The organism is Haemophilus sp. SZY H68 (assembly GCF_018829685.1).
GTDB classification, from domain to species: domain Bacteria; phylum Pseudomonadota; class Gammaproteobacteria; order Enterobacterales; family Pasteurellaceae; genus Haemophilus; species Haemophilus haemolyticus_K.
The window spans coordinates 399,244-415,722 of the sequence record NZ_JAHKKB010000001.1 but is presented as its reverse complement, the minus strand read 5'-3'; the positions used below and the strand labels follow the sequence as shown (position 1 = coordinate 415,722).

Here is a 16,479-nt window from a genome sequence, read left to right as displayed (position 1 = left end):
TTTTAATAAATTAAGAATATATTCAATTAACAGAAACCAAAATGACAAATATCAATTATGAAGGCATTGAGCAAATGCCTCTACGCACCTTCACAGAAAGAGCTTATCTCAACTATTCCATGTATGTCATCATGGATCGTGCGCTGCCTTTTATCGGTGACGGTTTAAAACCCGTTCAACGCCGCATTGTATATGCAATGTCTGAACTTGGCTTAAATGCTACGGCAAAATACAAAAAATCTGCCCGTACCGTCGGTGATGTACTCGGTAAATTCCATCCACATGGTGACAGCGCTTGTTATGAAGCGATGGTATTAATGGCACAACCCTTCTCTTATCGTTATCCGCTCGTAGATGGTCAAGGTAACTGGGGGGCGCCAGATGATCCAAAATCCTTCGCTGCCATGCGTTATACGGAATCACGCCTATCTAAAATCTCTGAAATCTTGCTGAGTGAACTCGGACAAGGAACGGTAGATTATCAACCAAACTTTGATGGAACCTTGGCTGAACCACAATATTTACCTGCTCGTTTACCTCATATTTTATTGAACGGCACAACAGGTATTGCAGTGGGTATGGCGACAGATATTCCACCACACAATATTAACGAAATTGCTGATGCGGCAGTAATGTTGCTAGATAATCCGAAAGCGGGATTAGATGATGTACTTAAAATTGTTCAAGGTCCAGATTTTCCAACAGAAGCGGAAATTATTTCGCCCAAATCAGAAATTCGTAAAATTTATGAGCAAGGTCGTGGCTCAATAAAAATGCGTGCAACTTGGAAAAAAGAAGACGGTGAAATTATTATCTCAGCACTTCCGCATCAATCTTCGCCATCCAAAATTATTGCCCAAATAGCCGAACAAATGACGGCAAAAAAACTGCCAATGCTAGAAGATATTCGTGATGAAGCGGATCACGAAAATCCAATTCGGATTGTGCTAGTTCCTCGCTCAAATCGCGTCGATACCGATGCATTAATGGCACACTTATTTGCGACTACAGATCTTGAAAAAAGCTACCGTGTAAATATGAATATGATCGGGCTTGATCATAAACCTGCGGTAAAAGGCTTATTAGAAATCTTAAATGAATGGCTTACTTTCCGCCGAATAACCGTGACTCGTCGTCTTCAATATCGTTTGGATAAAGTGCTCTCTCGCTTGCATATTTTAGAAGGTTTGATGATAGCCTTTTTAAATATTGATGAGGTTATCGAAATTATACGCCATGAAGATGATCCAAAAGCAGAGCTTATGGCACGCTTTAATTTAAGCGATGAACAAGCCGATGCAATTTTAAATTTACGCTTACGTCATTTAGCGAAATTAGAAGAAAACCAACTCAAAGCTGAACAAAATGAACTTGAAAAAGAGCGGTTAAATTTAGAAGCAATTTTAGGATCGGAACACCGTTTGAATACGCTTATCAAAAAAGAAATTCAAGAAGATGCGAAAAAATATGCCAGTCCACGAATGTCTCAACTGGTCGAACGAGAAGAAGCCAAAATGATCTCTGAAAGTGACATGACACCAGCAGAGCCTGTCACTGTCATCTTATCCGAAATGGGCTGGGTTCGTTGTGCTAAAGGACACGATATTGATCCTAAATCATTAAGCTACAAAGCTGGTGATAATTATCGAGCTCACGCTTGTGGCAAGAGTAATCAAGCTGTTGTATTCATTGATAGTACAGGGCGAAGTTATGCACTCGATCCGCTTTCATTACCTTCCGCGCGTTCGCAAGGTGAACCCCTCACAGGTAAACTAAATTTACCCGCTGGTGCGACCATTGAATATGTCGTAATGGCCAGCGAACAGCAAGAATTATTGATGGCTTCTGATGCGGGTTATGGTTTTATTTGTAAATTTGAAGATTTAATTGCACGCAATAAAGCAGGAAAAGCCTTGATTTCTTTACCGGAAAATGCCAAAGTGATGGAGCCTAAGACGCTGGCGAATGCCACCGCACTTGTTGTTGCTATGACATCCGCTGGCAGAATGTTGATTTTCCCGGCAAAAGATTTACCGGCATTATCAAAAGGCAAAGGCAATAAAATTGTTACAATTCCTGCCGAAAATGCAAAAGAGCGCGGTGAATTGTTAGTGAAATTATTGCTTATTTCAGATCAAGCAAGTCTTGAATTTCATTCCGGAAAACGAAAAATTGTATTAAAACCGGAAGATCTGCAGAAGTTCCGTGCTGAACGAGGCAGAAAAGGTTCGACATTACCACGTGGATTACATACCAATGTTGAAATAGTGGTAATCGAACCGCAACACAACGCATAACTTAAACACAACATAGGGAGATCCAATTTATGAGTCATACATTTAGCACGTATGAAACCCTTGCACTAGCAAGCTTAGTCTTGCTCTTGGGTTATTTTCTCGTTAAACGAATCAGCATCTTAAAAACATTCAACATTCCTGAGCCGGTTGTTGGTGGATTTATTGTTGCTATTGGTCTTTTAATTTGGAATAAAGTTGATGGAACATCCTTTAACTTCGATAAAAATTTGCAAACTACCATGATGTTAGTGTTCTTCACTTCCATTGGTTTAAGCGCAAACTTTTCCCGTTTAATTAAAGGCGGAAAACCACTTATCGTATTTTTGTTCGTCGCTGGTTTGCTAATTATTTGCCAAAATGTTATTGGTGTCGTAGGTTCATTAGCATTAGGTATCCACCCAGCATACGGTTTATTAGCGGGTTCTGTCACATTAACTGGCGGTCATGGTACTGGCGCAGCATGGGCTGATACCTTCGTTCATCAATTCAATTTACAAGGTGCTACTGAAATCGCAATGGCATGTGCAACCTTTGGTTTAGTCTTTGGTGGTATCATCGGTGGCCCTGTTGCACGTTTCTTATTAAATCGCCAAAAACAAGGTGAAAATCCTGAAAATGATGAAGTAGATGATATTCAAGAGGCTTTTGAACATCCAACTTACAAACGTAAAATTACTTCACGTTCATTAATTGAAACTATTGCAATGATGTCTATCTGTTTGCTTATCGGTCAATATTTAGATGCACAAACAAAAGGCACCGCATTCCAATTACCAACATTCGTATGGTGTTTATTTACCGGTGTAATTATCCGTAATATTTTAACCAATATCTTCCGTTTCCAAGTAGCGGATTCGGCTATTGATGTACTAGGTAGCGTGGGTTTATCTATCTTCTTAGCTATCGCCCTAATGTCATTAAAACTTTGGGAACTTGCAGGCTTAGCGGTAGATGTATTAATCATCCTTGCAGTACAAGTTGTCTTTATGGCGGTATTTGCAATCTATGTTACTTATCGCGCAATGGGTAAAGATTATGATGCGGTTGTATTAAGCTCTGGTCACTGTGGTTTCGGTTTAGGAGCAACCCCAACAGCCGTTGCAAATATGCAAGCCATTACCAGCCGTTTTGGGCCATCACACAAAGCATTTTTAATCGTTCCAATGGTCGGTGCATTCTTTATCGACTTAATCAACGCTGCGCTATTAAAAGTTTCATTTGCAGTTGTAAATATGCTCGTGTAAAGTGCGGTTGAAATTGACAATGTTTTAGAGAAATGCCTTTATCTTGAATTGATAAAGGCATTTGTTTTAAGGAAGAAAAACAAAAGGAAAAACTATGCACGAATTGTCTCTTTGTCAAAATATGCTGGAAATAGTAGAACAACAATGTAAAAGTCATGATATAAAAAAAGTTACGGATCTTTGGCTGGAAATTGGCGCGCTCTCTTGCGTAGAACCTGACGCATTAGAATTTTGTTTTGACATAACCTTTCAAGGTACCGCTGCTGAAGGATGTAAACTTCATCTAATTCCTATTGCTGCGCAAGCCTGGTGTTGGCAATGCCAAAAATTAGTTGAGATACAAGCTCATCATGATTCTTGTCCTAATTGTGGCAGCATACACTTGCAACGACAAAGCGGTGATGAGTTACGTATTAAAGAAATTGCCTTTGAATAAACCGCTCTTTTTAACATTTCCAATATTCTTACCCATATCATATTTCATTAATCATAAAAAAGGACAGGCATAAAGCCTGTCCTCATCATGATAAATATGATAATTAAGCCACAAGTGCGGTTTCTTTTAAACGAGATTTGAGCTTAGTATATTCAGTGACAACATAGTGCTCAGCCCAACGTTGATCTTCAATTTTTTCGATACGCACTGCGCTGTATTTATATTCCGGAGTACGAGATCCCGGATTTAAATGTTCAGCCGTGAGTTCATTACATTTTCCGATCCACCATTGGTAAGTCATATAACACGCACCTTTATTAGTACGAGAACTTACATCAGCACGAGATATCACTTTACCACGAGATGAAGAAATCCAAACAAGCTCATTATTCTTAATGCCTAAAGCTTTCGCATCTTGATCGTTCATTTGAACAAACCCTGGTTCATCAGCCAACGCAGCAAGTGCACGGCAGTTACCCGTCATTGAACGGCAAGAATAGTGACCAACTTCACGCACGGTAGAAAGGACTAATGGATATTCTTCAGAGACTTCTTCCATTGGTGGCTCCCAATCACAAGCAAAGAATTCAGCTTTACCATTTGGACGGTCGAAGATTTGACCTTCATATAAGTATGTAGTGCCTTGATCTTCAGGACCTTCATCTGTACATGGCCATTGAATATAACCCAAGCCTTCCATTTTCTCGTAAGTTGCACCTTTATAAATTGGGCAAAGCTCACGCAACTCATCCCAAATTTCTTTGGTGTTGTTGTAATGCATTGGATAACCCAAAGCTTGTGCCATAAGACTGATGATTTCCCAGTCGTCTTTCACATCACCCACAGGATCCACCGCTTTATAGAAACGTTGGAAACCACGGTCAGCTGCACTATAAACACCTTCGTGTTCTGCACAAGATGTTGCAGGTAAAATCACATCCGCTTCCGCGGCGGTTTGAGTCATAAAGATATCTTGAACAATAATAAACTCAAGATCTTTAAAGGTTTGTTTCATTGCATTCAAATCAGGTTCAGTTTGTAAAGTATCTTCCCCCATAATATAGAATGCTTTGAGTTTACCTTCTGCCACTGCATGTGGCACTTCACTCAATGGTACACCTGGTTTGGTTGGAATAGACGGTACGCCCCATGCTTTCGCAAATTTAGCGTTGATTTCTGGATCCGCATAACTTTGATAACCAGGTAAAGTATTATATAAAGCCCCCATGTCACATGCGCCTTGTACGTTGTTTTGACCACGCACAGGGTTTACACCAACATTTGGTTTACCTAAGTTACCAGTAAGCATTGCTAAACTTGCCAACGCACGTACAGTTTCCACACCTTGACGGAACTGACATACCCCCATACCCCAAAGAATTGTCGCAGTTTCAGCTTTCGCATAAGTGCGGGCAATTTCTCTCAACATTTCAGGCTCAACGCCAGTGATATGTTGAGTTGATTCAGGTGTATAAGCTTTTACAGTTTCATAGAACGCATCGAAATTTTCGGTATGTTCATCGATAAATTTTTGATCTTGTAATCCTTCTTCAAGAATCACGTTCATCATTGCATTCAAAAATGCGACGTTGCTACCATTAGCAAGAGGCGCATAAATGTCAGCAATACGAGCGGTTTCAATTTTACGAGGGTCACAAACAATAACTTTCGCCCCTTTTGCTTTTGCGTGGTTAATACGACGCGCCACAATAGGGTGAGATGTTGAGGCATTATAGCCAAAGATAAATACGCATTTAGTGTCTTCAATCTCAACGATTGAGTTGGACATCGCGCCATTACCCACTGATTTGAGCAGACCTGCTACAGATGGGCCATGTCAGACACGTGCACAACAGTCAATGTTGTTATTGCCTAATACCGCACGAGCAAATTTTTGCATAACGAAATTCACTTCGTTACCTGGTCCACGAGAAGAACCCGTTACCATAATTGACTCGTTGCCATATTTTTCTCTAATTTCTTGTAAACGTTTTGCAGAATAGGAAATAGCTTCTTCCCAGCTCACTGGCGTGAACGGCTCGCCACGTTTGTAGCGAATCATCGGTTGAGTTAGGCGAGGAGTGAGGATTTTTGTATCATGCACAAAATCCCAGCCATAATATCCTTTCAGGCAAAGCTCCCGTTCGTTTGTTTTACCGTTTGCACCTTCAGCACCCACAATTTTGTTGTTTTCAACCAATAGATTGATCTTACAACCTGAAGCGCAATACGGACAGACAGTAATCACTTTTTTAATTGCCATAATAATGTCCTTATTGTAGATAACCAGAATGAATTAATCATTCCGAGTAATATAATACGACTAAATAAGAAAAATAGTCTTATTAATTTTATGGTTTTCTTGATATAGAACAGGTTTTAAGCAATTTTTTAGAATATTTAAAACAAGTAAAAAAATAGCCGCACTTTATGCGGCTATTTTTATATAACATTGGAAATAAATATATTTATTTTCCCCAGACCTCTTCAGCGATGTCACGGATAAACTCTAATTTTTTCCATTGTTGTTCTTCAGTTAAAATATTGCCTTCTTCTGTAGAAGCAAAACCACATTGAGGGCTTAAACAAAGCTGATTAATATCGACATATTGTGTTGCTTCCTTAATGCGTGCAATAATTTCATCACGATTCTCTAAGTCACCTGATTTGGATGTCACTAATCCTAGAACAACTTGCTGATTTTTAATAAAACGTAACGGTTTAAAATCACCCGCACGATCACTATCATATTCTAAGAAGAAACCATCTACATTACAGTGGCCAAATAAGATTTCTGCTATAGGTTCATAACCACCAGCAGAGAACCAAGTAGAACGGAAATTACCTCGACAAATATGCATTGTAATAGCTAGATCAGCTGGTTTAGCCGCAACAATTTTATTAATCATATAGACATAATCTTTTGCGATTTGATCAAGATCTAAACCTCGCTCTGTATAGGCCTTGCGTTTATCTTCAGCACAAAACTCACCCCAACTTGTATCATCCAATTGCAAATTGCGACAGCCTGCAGCATAGAAAATATTCATTGCTTTAATATAAGCATCAGCAATATCATCAAGTAATAATTGATTATTATCTTGATAACGTGCAATAGGATGATAATCTGTTTCACGTACTGTACAAATTAAATGCAACATGGAAGGAGAAGGAATGGTTAATTTTACTTCTGTTTCACCTGAAATTTTTTGTAAAGCACGATAATGTGCTATGAATGGATGATTCTCAGAAAAATCAATTTTATCAACAATACGTAAAGTTTTTGGGCGGACACTATGATGCTTAAATTGTACCGAAAATTTTTCTACATCCACTTCTTTTACACCATCTAAAGCGGCTAAGAAGTCAAGATGCCAGAAAGTTCGACGAAACTCCCCATCTGTTACAGCAGATAATCCCACTGACTTTTGATGCTCAACTAATTTTGAAATTTCACTATCTTCTACTTGAGTTAAGTCGGCACAAGAAATGTCGCCACAGCTACATTGATGTCGTGCTTGTTTTAATGTTTCTGGACGTAAAAAGCTTCCGACAATATCAAAACGATAAGGGGCTTGAGTTCGAATTTTGGCATTTGGAAATAATTTGCTCATGATGCTTTCCTATAATTAAATTTTAAATGAAATGAGGTCGATTCTAACAAAGAATATCTAGCGATTGAAGTTTTGGCCATCTAGATGTATATGAATTTTCTTTATGGTTTTAAGAAATAAATTTCATATAAGTCATTGAAAGCAGATTCTTACAATATTAAAAATACCGCACGTTCATGCGGTATTCACAAAATTAATGGCTACTTAATACTTGGGCTGGTTGTAATTTAGCTGCTCGGCTTGCTGGATAAAGACTAGCAATTAAACTCAATGCAAGCGCTGCAACTAAAACCATCAAAACATCCAACCAATGTAACTCGCTTGGCAAAAAATCGACAAAATACACATCTCCCGATAACAATTTCTTACCGATAACCCACTCAATGCCTTGAATAAAAGTTGTCAGATTTAATGCAAGTATAATGCCTAACACAATACCAATTAAGCAACCTTTCATTCCGGCCTGTAAGCCATACCAAATAAAAATACGTTTAATGAACGCATTATTCGCCCCAAGCGTGCGCATAATGGCAATATCGCCTTGCTTATCTTTTACCGCCATAATCAGCGTAGAAACAATATTAAAACATGCCACCCCAATCACGAGCACCATAGCGATGTACATCACTGTTCGAATAAGTTGAATATCGCGATACATATAACCAAATTTACCAATCCAGTTTTGAATATAAAGCATCTGTGGATAGTCGTTAAGCATAGATAAATCCAGATTTTTTACAGAAAAAGGATCATCTAATTTCAATTCAACACCTGTTATTTGATCTGATTTATAAATCAAAAATTCTTGTGCTTGAGCAAGCGGTAATAAGGCATAACTATAATCAAGTTGTCCATCTAAACGTAAAATTGCAGTGACTTGCACGCGTTCACGAGTGGGTTGAGCAAGTTGTTCATCGCCGTTTTGCTGAGAAATAAGTAAAGTAACCCAATCACCCGCTTTTACATCAAGTTCTCTAGCAATCCCCGCTCCCAAGACTAATCCACCTTCTTTCCCAAATTTATCCCAGCCTTGCTCTTGTACGAAATTACCAAGAGAGCTCACACGATCTTCTGCTTGTTTTTCAATGCCCTTCACCTGAACCACTTTCAGTTTTGAACCATTTTCTACCAATGCAGTAAAACTAACAAAAGGGGAAATACCTTTAATTTGGGCATTTTGTTGTAAGCGTTTTTCCAAATTTTGCCAATGGTGAATGGTTGGATCCGTCGCATTGGACGCAGACAAAATCTCTGCATGAGGAACCACAGCAAGAATTCGTTGATTAAGCTCACGCTCAAAACCATTCATCGCACTTAATCCAACAATTAAAACGGCAACACCCAGCGCAATGCCAATTGCAGAAAATTTTGCAATTAACGCAACTAAAGGATTTTTCTGCTTACCACGTTGATAACGCCAGCTAATGAAAAAAGGCGTATTCATTATGCACCTTCCTTCAAAATACCATCTTGCATAACTAAACGGCGTGATAATTTTTCAGCAAGCCCCATATCGTGAGTGACTAATAAAAAAGCGATATTTTGCTCTTGGTTAAGTTGTTGAATAAGTTCAAAAATGCTTTCTGTGGTCTTGTGATCGAGATTCCCGGTGGGCTCATCCGCTAAAACTAACGATGGATTATTCACTAAAGCTCGTGCAATAGCCACACGCTGACGTTCTCCACCAGAAAGTGCAGAAGGACGATGCGTCATTCGATGACTTAATCCCACCGAACTTAGCATTTTTTCGGCACGATCTTTCGCTTCTGTTTTATTTTGATGACCAATCAACATCGGCATCATCACATTTTCAAGTGCGGTAAAATCTGCCATTAAATGATGGAATTGATACACAAATCCTAAATAACGATTACGCAAAGCAGCTAATTCATTAGCCGATGCTTTTTGCAAGGATTGTCCATTAATAAACACTTCCCCGCTACTTGGCTGATCAAGTCCCCCTAAAGTATGCAATAACGTACTTTTTCCTGAACCAGAACTCCCCACAATCGCCACCAACTCTGCAGGTTCCATAGAAAAAGAAACGCCTTTTAACACTTGCGTTTGATTTTCACCTTCTTGATAAAATTTATTGATATTTTCACATTTTAATAAATAGTTATTCATTTTTTACTCGTTTTAACCGCACTTTAGCAGCAAATCATCTCATTAAAAACTGGCGCGAGTCTATCACACTTTTTCCTGAGCTTAAATTTCAATGCGCCCAAAGTATTCAAATCCCGTTTCAGGAAAATATTTTTTAAGATAACCCTTTAAATAATCTTGCGTCTCTTGACTAATGATAGGATCGTATTCTGGATAACCGTTATACATTACGCTTAGCACTGACACCCCATGAGAACGACAGGCATCTAAACTTAATAATGTGTGGTTAATACTACCTAATTTTCCCGATGTCACCAAAATCAAAGGGTAATTGTTTGACTGGATATAATCTAACGTCGTCTCATCGTCACAATAAGGCACCATTAATCCTCCCGCCCCCTCCAACAATACATAATCATATTTTTCTACCAAAAGTGCGGTGGATTTTTCAATAATTTTTTCACTAATTTCTTGCCCTTCGAGCTTTGCCGCTAAATGAGGAGAACAAGGATATTCAAAAAGATAAGGGCAGGTTTCGCCTTGTAAATCTTCTTCCGTCAAATCAATGCCTTGAATCTTTCGATGTACAAGCAAATCATCAGCAATATTTTTACAGCCTGTTTGAATCATTTTTTGTGTAATAACGGAAAAGCCTTGTTCCATCAACTTTTTAGCATAAATGCCTGTTGCAACCGTTTTACCTACATCGGTATCAATGCCCGATACAAAAATAACCTTGCCCATAAATACGCCCTACTAATTTCCAGCACGAGAATAACGTGCGATAAAAAACAATGGATGATAAGTTAACCCCACTTTACCCGATGGCAAACTAAAAGCCTTCACATAATCATCAATAAATTTGTTGAGATTTTTTCTTGTCCAATTTTTCTGGTTAGTCGCTGTTACACCGGTATATTTCAGATGTTTGAGTACATCCAATGGCGTACCAAACTCTAGTATTACATTAACATCGTCATGCCATAAAAGATCAAAATCATTGGCTAACCAATTTTGCCATTGAGATAAATTAGGATAACTTAACCCCACATTCGTCATTTGGCGAATCTCTTTTAAATTATCTTCACCAAAAGTCGTCATCGCCAATAAACCATTAGGTTTCAATCCTGTTTTACAATGGGAAATAAAATTGTCAGGATGATGAAACCACTGTACAGCTGATGCACTTGCAATCAAATCAAATTGTTGTTGAAAAGGAAAGTTCTCTGCATCACCACAATAAAAATTAAAGGGTTGAATCAGCTTTTCAGCGAGTAGAGCGCGCACATCGCACAAATCATTAAATAACCAATAATTGGCCGAAATCTGTTTTTGCAACAACGTACTCAACATACCAGAACCGCAACCTAGCTCCAATACGCTATCTAATGATCCATTTGGTAAATAGTCTTGCAAATGAATCATTAACTTAATATTCATTTTTTGTTGAATTAACGCATGTTCATCATAGCTATTTAAGGCTTTTTGGAAGGCTTGTTGAATGCGCGATTTATCTACGGAAGTTAATGATTCCATAATGCCGACCAGTGGGTAAATCTTGAAAACACATAATGCTCACCTTCTATTTCCTGAACGGCACAACGCGAGGTCCAATATTGGTGCTGATTAGCTGGCATAAAAATTTTATCGCAAGAACTAATCCATGCATTTGTCCAGTGAATAAGATCTGTGCGTTTATCCTGCTGAATCATCGCAAAAAGTGCGGTGAGTTCTTGATGAATTTCGTTAAATGGTCGTGCAGAAAATTGTTGATAACGTTCAAAAGATACTTTGTCACCACAGATTCTACGTTCAAACTTTGAACGAGTATTTTCTGCGAGATTTTCTAATGTGCCTTTAAAAATGGCGTAGGGAATACCGAAGCCATCATCACAAGGTAAACCTGTGCCATTCACTGCTGTTGCTGATTGTAAGGTGATTCCTTGTAATACTCTCTCAGCCACCCAAACACCCATCGACCATGCCACTACACGAATTTGCTGATAGGCAGAAAAATCAAAATCTAACTTCAAATCTTGATAATCGTAGCAAATTAATAAATTGTGATTTGTTGGCAAAATCAAATGAGCTACAGCATCAAGAGGTGTCCCCCAACCAGCAAAATAAACTATTAAATGCTCACCTTGATGATCATAAAATTTCGTTTTCACATTATTTCCTTATAAGCATGCCACAAACTGTTTTACTTCATCCATTGTCATATCTGCCGTCAAAGATAATCGTATTCTGGATGTACCTTTTGGTACTGTCGGTGGTCTAATCGGCAAGCAATAATAACCTTGCTCTTGCAGAGCTTTCGCCTTAGCAAGGGTTGCTTCATTCTCGCCTAAAATATAAGGAACGATGCAAGTTTGGCTTGGCATTATTTGCGTTCTATGCTCCACTTCTTGGCGTAAAAATGCACTTAACTGCTCAAGACGCGTTCTTTCTTTTGAAAATTGTGGCAATCGTTCAAAAATAAAATGAGTCCAAGCCACATTAAACGGCGGAAGTGCGGTTGAAAAAATTAATGGGCGCATTTGATTAATCAAACACGCTTTTAATATTTGATCACAGACGACATAAGCCCCCATTGAAGCTAAGGCTTTGCCAAAAGTGCCAACCAATAAATCTATATCAGATATCACATTAGCTCGCTCAGCAATACCTAATCCGTTTTTACCGTAAACGCCTATTGCATGGGCTTCATCCACATAAAGATAAGTATTGGGAAACTGTTTTTTCAGTTGCACAAGATGTTTTAAATCAGCTACATCGCCATCCATACTAAAAACCGATTCCGTCACAATAAAAGTGCGGTCAAATTTTCCAGCATTTTTTTCGAGCAGATTCTTTAGATGTTCATAATCATTATGACGATAACGAAAGAACTCACATTGGCTTAAACGAATGCCATCAATCATACTGGCATGCACTAATTTATCTGCCAAAATTAAACTTTTTGTTGTCGTCAACGCCGGTAAAATACCAAGATTGGCGTGATAGCCACTGTTAAATAATAAAGCGCCTTCTCGTTGGAAACGTTGAGCAATGAGCTGTTCAAGATCGGTATAAATAGGGAAATTTCCCGTTAATAAACGAGACGAAGAACTGGTAAAAGAAGGAAAATTATCGCCATATTGCTGTAAAAAAGACTGGCGCAAATTTTCATTTGATGCCAAACCTAAATAATCATTAGATGACATATTCAACATTTTGCGATTTTCTCGCGTAATATATCGTCCTTGATGAACTAAGTCTGGAATTGAACGATATTGATTTTGTGCCCTAAGCTGTTCCAGTTGCTGTTTAAAAGCATCCATTTTTTATCCTAATGTTCATATTCCTGCGTTAAAGCCAGAATCATGCCTTCTATTAATTTCTGAAGTTCATCATCTTTAATCACAAATGGTGGCATTACATAAACCAATTTTCCAAAAGGTCGAATCCAAACACCTTGTTCCACAAAACGTAGGACTAAAGTTTTCATATTTACCGCACTTTTCATTTCAACCACCCCAATCGCCCCTAATACACGAACTTCTTTGACATAATCTTTTTCAGTTAAAGGCGAAAGCTGTTGTTTTAAGGAAGACTCAATTCGCTGAATATTTTGCTGCCAAGGGCTTTCCAACAATAAACGGATAGATTCTACCGCAATTGCACAGGCCAACGGATTTGCCATAAAAGTGGGTCCGTGCATAAAGCATTTAGCCTCACCGCGACAAATAGTTTGCGCAATTTCAGTGGTCGTAATGGTTGCTGATGAAGTTAAATAACCACCCGTTAAGGCTTTACCGATACACATAATATCTGGCGAGATCCCAGCATGCTCGGCTGCAAATAATTTCCCTGTACGGCCAAAACCCGTGGCAATTTCATCAAAAATTAGCAATACACCATATTGTTTACAAAGCGCTTGCGCTTTCACTAAATAAGTTGGCGAATAAAAATACATACCGCCCGCACCTTGCACGACAGGCTCTAAAATAAGTGCGGCGATTTCGCTACCTTTTTTCTTAAGTAAATCAGCTAAAGGTTCAATCGCTCCATCATTCCAAGACTCATTAAATGGAATATTGGGTTGAGGAAGAAAATATTGTACGGGCAGGCTATGATGAAATAAATGATGCATCCCAGTGGTTGGATCACACACCGACATCGCATTCCAAGTATCGCCATGATAACCCGAACAGATGGTGGCAAATTTTTGTCGTTGTACTTCCCCTTTAGCGTGCTGATATTGAATAGCCATTTTCATCGCCACTTCCACAGCAACAGAACCACTATCAGCAAAAAAGATCTTATCTAAGCTATTTGGCAAAATTTTTACCAATAATTGAGCTAATTCCACCGCGGGCTCATGAGTAAAACCGCCAAACATAATATGGCTCATTTTTGCCAACTGATTCTGTGCCGCTGCATTTAAACGAGGGTGATTATAACCATGCAGTGCCGCCCACCAAGAAGACATGCCATCAATCAAACGACGACCATCTTTTAAGGTTATTATCACGCCATCTGCACGTTCTACCGCATAAAGCGGCATATCAGAAGAAACTGAAGAATAAGGATGCCAAATATGTTGTGTATCAAAAGCTAAAATTGATTGTTCATCCATCATTCATTTACCATTAAAAACTTATTCGTATCGCAAGGCAGCTGCTGGTTCGACTTTCGCTGCACGATAAGCGGGATAAAGGGTAGAAAGTAAAGAAAGCAACAAGGAAAATCCAATGACAAAAATCATTTGAATAAAAGACAATTCTGTCGGTAAAAAAACACCTTGTGGATTTACCTCACTTACAATCTCCGTTAAGTTCAAGGTGACTAAAACACCTAAAATAGCACCGAGCAATGTGCCAACAAATCCCACCAGTAATCCTTGATAAATAAACACTGAACGCACTTGGGATTTTGTTAAGCCCTGAGTTTGCAAGATCGCAATTTCCCCTTGTTTATCCACCACCATTAAACTTAAAGAGGTGACAATATTAGAAATCGCCACGACAATGATCAAACTAATCAGCAATCCCATCATATTTTTTTCCATTCTCACTGCTTGGAAAAATTCACCTTTTTGTACGCGCCAATCCGTGATTGTTTGTGTTGGGAAATGTTGTGGGAGTTCTGTAATTTGGAACGGATCATTCAAAAATAAACGATACCCTTGCGCTTGCTGAGGTTGAATACGCATTAAGCGACCAATATCTGTAATATTAGCAAAGGCTTCATAACCCGATGCTTCGCCATAATCATAATAAATATCGCTAACCGTAAATAAACGCTGCATTGGCACGCGACCGAATGGTGTATATTGGCTATTTTCCGTAATCATCAAACGGATTTTATCCCCAATATTCACGCCCAATTTTTGTGCCAGTTTATCACCAATGACCAATTTAAATTCACCAGTCGGTAAAATTTCATTAAATTTAGTCTGATCAAAAGATTCAACCAAAGGATCATCAGAAAATGATTGAATACCAATGATTTGTCCTGCACTCACGCCTTTTGTCGTTTGGTAAATCACATTTGTTGTATTGATCGGCACCGCTTTTTGGATAAAGTGCGGTAAATTTTCTAATGTTTTTTCTGTAGAAATGGGCTGTTCTTCACTCACAATCGCGTGAGGAATGGAAGATAGCACCTGTTGTTTTTGGTAACCTTCTAATCCATTCATCACAGAAAGCACGATAATCAATGCCATCACACCTAGCACAATCCCTAGGCTTGCTAGATTAGTCACTAATCGGCCAAAACGATCCGCACTTTTAGCACGCCAATAACGTAGTGCAATATAAAGAGAAATAGGAAAATTCATTATTTTTGATTTAATTGTTGTACAAATTCTTCGATGTTTTGCATTACTTTGCCAACTAATGTTGTCACTGCACTATCACTCGCCCAAGCAATATGCGGAGTGATAATTAAATTAGGCATAGTTTTTGCAGCTAAAATTAATGGGTTATCTTTTTCTGGTGGCTCTTTTACCATTACATCCAAAGCCGCTCCGCCTAAATGCCCCGTTTTTAACGCATCAACTAATGCAAGTTCATCAATCAAAGGCCCACGCCCTGTATTAATCAAAAATGCACCTTTTTTCATTTTAGATAAAGTTTCTGCATTAATTAAATTCTTGGTTGTTTCGGTTAATGGGCAATGCAACGTCACAATATCCGCTTGTTTTAAGACTTCCTCAAAGGGCATATAACCTTCACGGCAAAAAGTGGCATCTTTATGTTCTGCATAAAGCACTTTCATTCCCACGGCATTAGCCAAACGCCCCACTTCTGTCCCTAAGCAACCTTTACCAAATACGCCTAATATCGAACTTCGCACATCTGTAATTGGGTAATCAAAATAACAAAATTGTTTACTTTCCGCCCATTTTGCTTCCGTTTGATCGCGTAACCAAGCTGCCAAACTGTGTTTTAAAGCGAAAATTAATCCCATGACATGTTCTGGTACTGTTGTGCTGGAATAACCTGTCACATTGCGCACGGCGATGCCCATTTCTTCTGCAGCCACAAGATCAACATTATTTGTACCAGTTGCAGTAATCGCAATTAACTTTAACTTAGGTAATTGTTTTAACATTTCTCGATCAAAAATGACTTTGCTCGTAATAACAATATCAGCATCTTTCGCTCGTTCAATCGTTTCAGCATAAGAAGTATACTCATATTCAGTCCAAGTATGCGCAAAACTTGGACGAGGAATAGGGATATGTTTAGGGATAGCCGTACTATCTAAAAAGACGATATTCATCATTTCTACTT

General features: G+C 38.6%; 14 protein-coding genes. 3 read left to right on the top strand and 11 right to left on the bottom strand.

Translation table 11 applies throughout. The features are described 5' to 3' along the window. Positions 1-41: 41 nt before the first annotated feature. From parC to hypA, 3 genes are all read left to right on the top strand, one after another. Complete coding sequence (gene parC / locus KP712_RS01970) at positions 42-2,297, top strand: DNA topoisomerase IV subunit A (RefSeq protein WP_111407318.1); 2,256 nt, start codon at positions 42-44, stop codon at positions 2,295-2,297. A 29-nt stretch (positions 2,298-2,326) separates the two neighbouring features. Further along, entirely contained in the window at positions 2,327-3,541 is a 1,215-nt protein-coding gene (gene gltS, locus KP712_RS01965) for a sodium/glutamate symporter (protein ID WP_048952622.1), read from the top strand. Between the two features lie 94 nt (positions 3,542-3,635). After that, positions 3,636-3,977: a hydrogenase maturation nickel metallochaperone HypA gene (gene hypA / locus KP712_RS01960; protein WP_005633520.1), complete on the top strand. Its 342-nt coding sequence runs from the start codon at positions 3,636-3,638 to the stop codon at positions 3,975-3,977. Between the two features lie 103 nt (positions 3,978-4,080). Here the strand turns inward: hypA and fdhF are convergent, their stop codons facing one another. The 11 genes from fdhF to KP712_RS01900 form a co-directional block, all read right to left on the bottom strand. Continuing rightward, a complete protein-coding gene (gene fdhF, locus KP712_RS01955) occupies positions 4,081-6,234 on the bottom strand; it encodes a formate dehydrogenase subunit alpha (protein WP_080565539.1) in 2,154 nt (717 codons plus the stop codon). A gap of 211 nt (positions 6,235-6,445) precedes the next feature. Continuing rightward, a complete protein-coding gene (locus KP712_RS01945) occupies positions 6,446-7,591 on the bottom strand; it encodes a 5-methyltetrahydropteroyltriglutamate--homocysteine S-methyltransferase (protein WP_111407317.1) in 1,146 nt (381 codons plus the stop codon). Between the two features lie 193 nt (positions 7,592-7,784). Next, positions 7,785-9,035, bottom strand: coding sequence for a lipoprotein-releasing ABC transporter permease subunit LolE (lolE, locus tag KP712_RS01940; RefSeq protein ID WP_111407316.1), 1,251 nt, complete (start codon positions 9,033-9,035; stop codon positions 7,785-7,787). Further along, positions 9,035-9,718 (bottom strand): lipoprotein-releasing ABC transporter ATP-binding protein LolD, encoded by a 684-nt coding sequence (gene lolD, locus KP712_RS01935; protein ID WP_215770497.1) that lies wholly within the window; start codon positions 9,716-9,718, stop codon positions 9,035-9,037. Before lolD ends, lolE begins: the two co-directional genes overlap by 1 nt. A gap of 81 nt (positions 9,719-9,799) precedes the next feature. Then, entirely contained in the window at positions 9,800-10,441 is a 642-nt protein-coding gene (gene bioD, locus KP712_RS01930; RefSeq protein WP_215770496.1) for a dethiobiotin synthase, read from the bottom strand. A gap of 12 nt (positions 10,442-10,453) precedes the next feature. Beyond that, on the bottom strand, positions 10,454-11,233 hold the full coding sequence (bioC, locus tag KP712_RS01925; RefSeq protein ID WP_215770495.1) for a malonyl-ACP O-methyltransferase BioC: 780 nt from the start codon (positions 11,231-11,233) through the stop codon (positions 10,454-10,456). Further along, positions 11,221-11,868, bottom strand: coding sequence for a DUF452 family protein (locus KP712_RS01920; RefSeq protein WP_111407313.1), 648 nt, complete (start codon positions 11,866-11,868; stop codon positions 11,221-11,223). The genes bioC and KP712_RS01920 overlap by 13 nt, the downstream gene beginning before the upstream one ends. Before the next feature lie 9 nt (positions 11,869-11,877). After that, the gene (gene bioF, locus KP712_RS01915) at positions 11,878-13,020 is read right to left on the bottom strand and encodes an 8-amino-7-oxononanoate synthase (RefSeq protein ID WP_111407312.1); all 1,143 of its coding nucleotides are present in this window, start codon (positions 13,018-13,020) and stop codon (positions 11,878-11,880) included. An 8-nt stretch (positions 13,021-13,028) separates the two neighbouring features. Further along, on the bottom strand, positions 13,029-14,318 hold the full coding sequence (gene bioA / locus KP712_RS01910; RefSeq protein ID WP_165818729.1) for an adenosylmethionine--8-amino-7-oxononanoate transaminase: 1,290 nt from the start codon (positions 14,316-14,318) through the stop codon (positions 13,029-13,031). A gap of 21 nt (positions 14,319-14,339) precedes the next feature. Next, the gene (locus tag KP712_RS01905; RefSeq protein WP_111407310.1) at positions 14,340-15,521 is read right to left on the bottom strand and encodes a lipoprotein-releasing ABC transporter permease subunit; all 1,182 of its coding nucleotides are present in this window, start codon (positions 15,519-15,521) and stop codon (positions 14,340-14,342) included. Beyond that, positions 15,521-16,468 carry a 2-hydroxyacid dehydrogenase gene (locus KP712_RS01900; protein ID WP_048952630.1) on the bottom strand — a complete coding sequence of 316 codons (948 nt, stop codon included), beginning with the start codon at positions 16,466-16,468 and terminating at the stop codon, positions 15,521-15,523. The genes KP712_RS01905 and KP712_RS01900 overlap by 1 nt, the downstream gene beginning before the upstream one ends. Positions 16,469-16,479 lie beyond the last annotated feature (11 nt).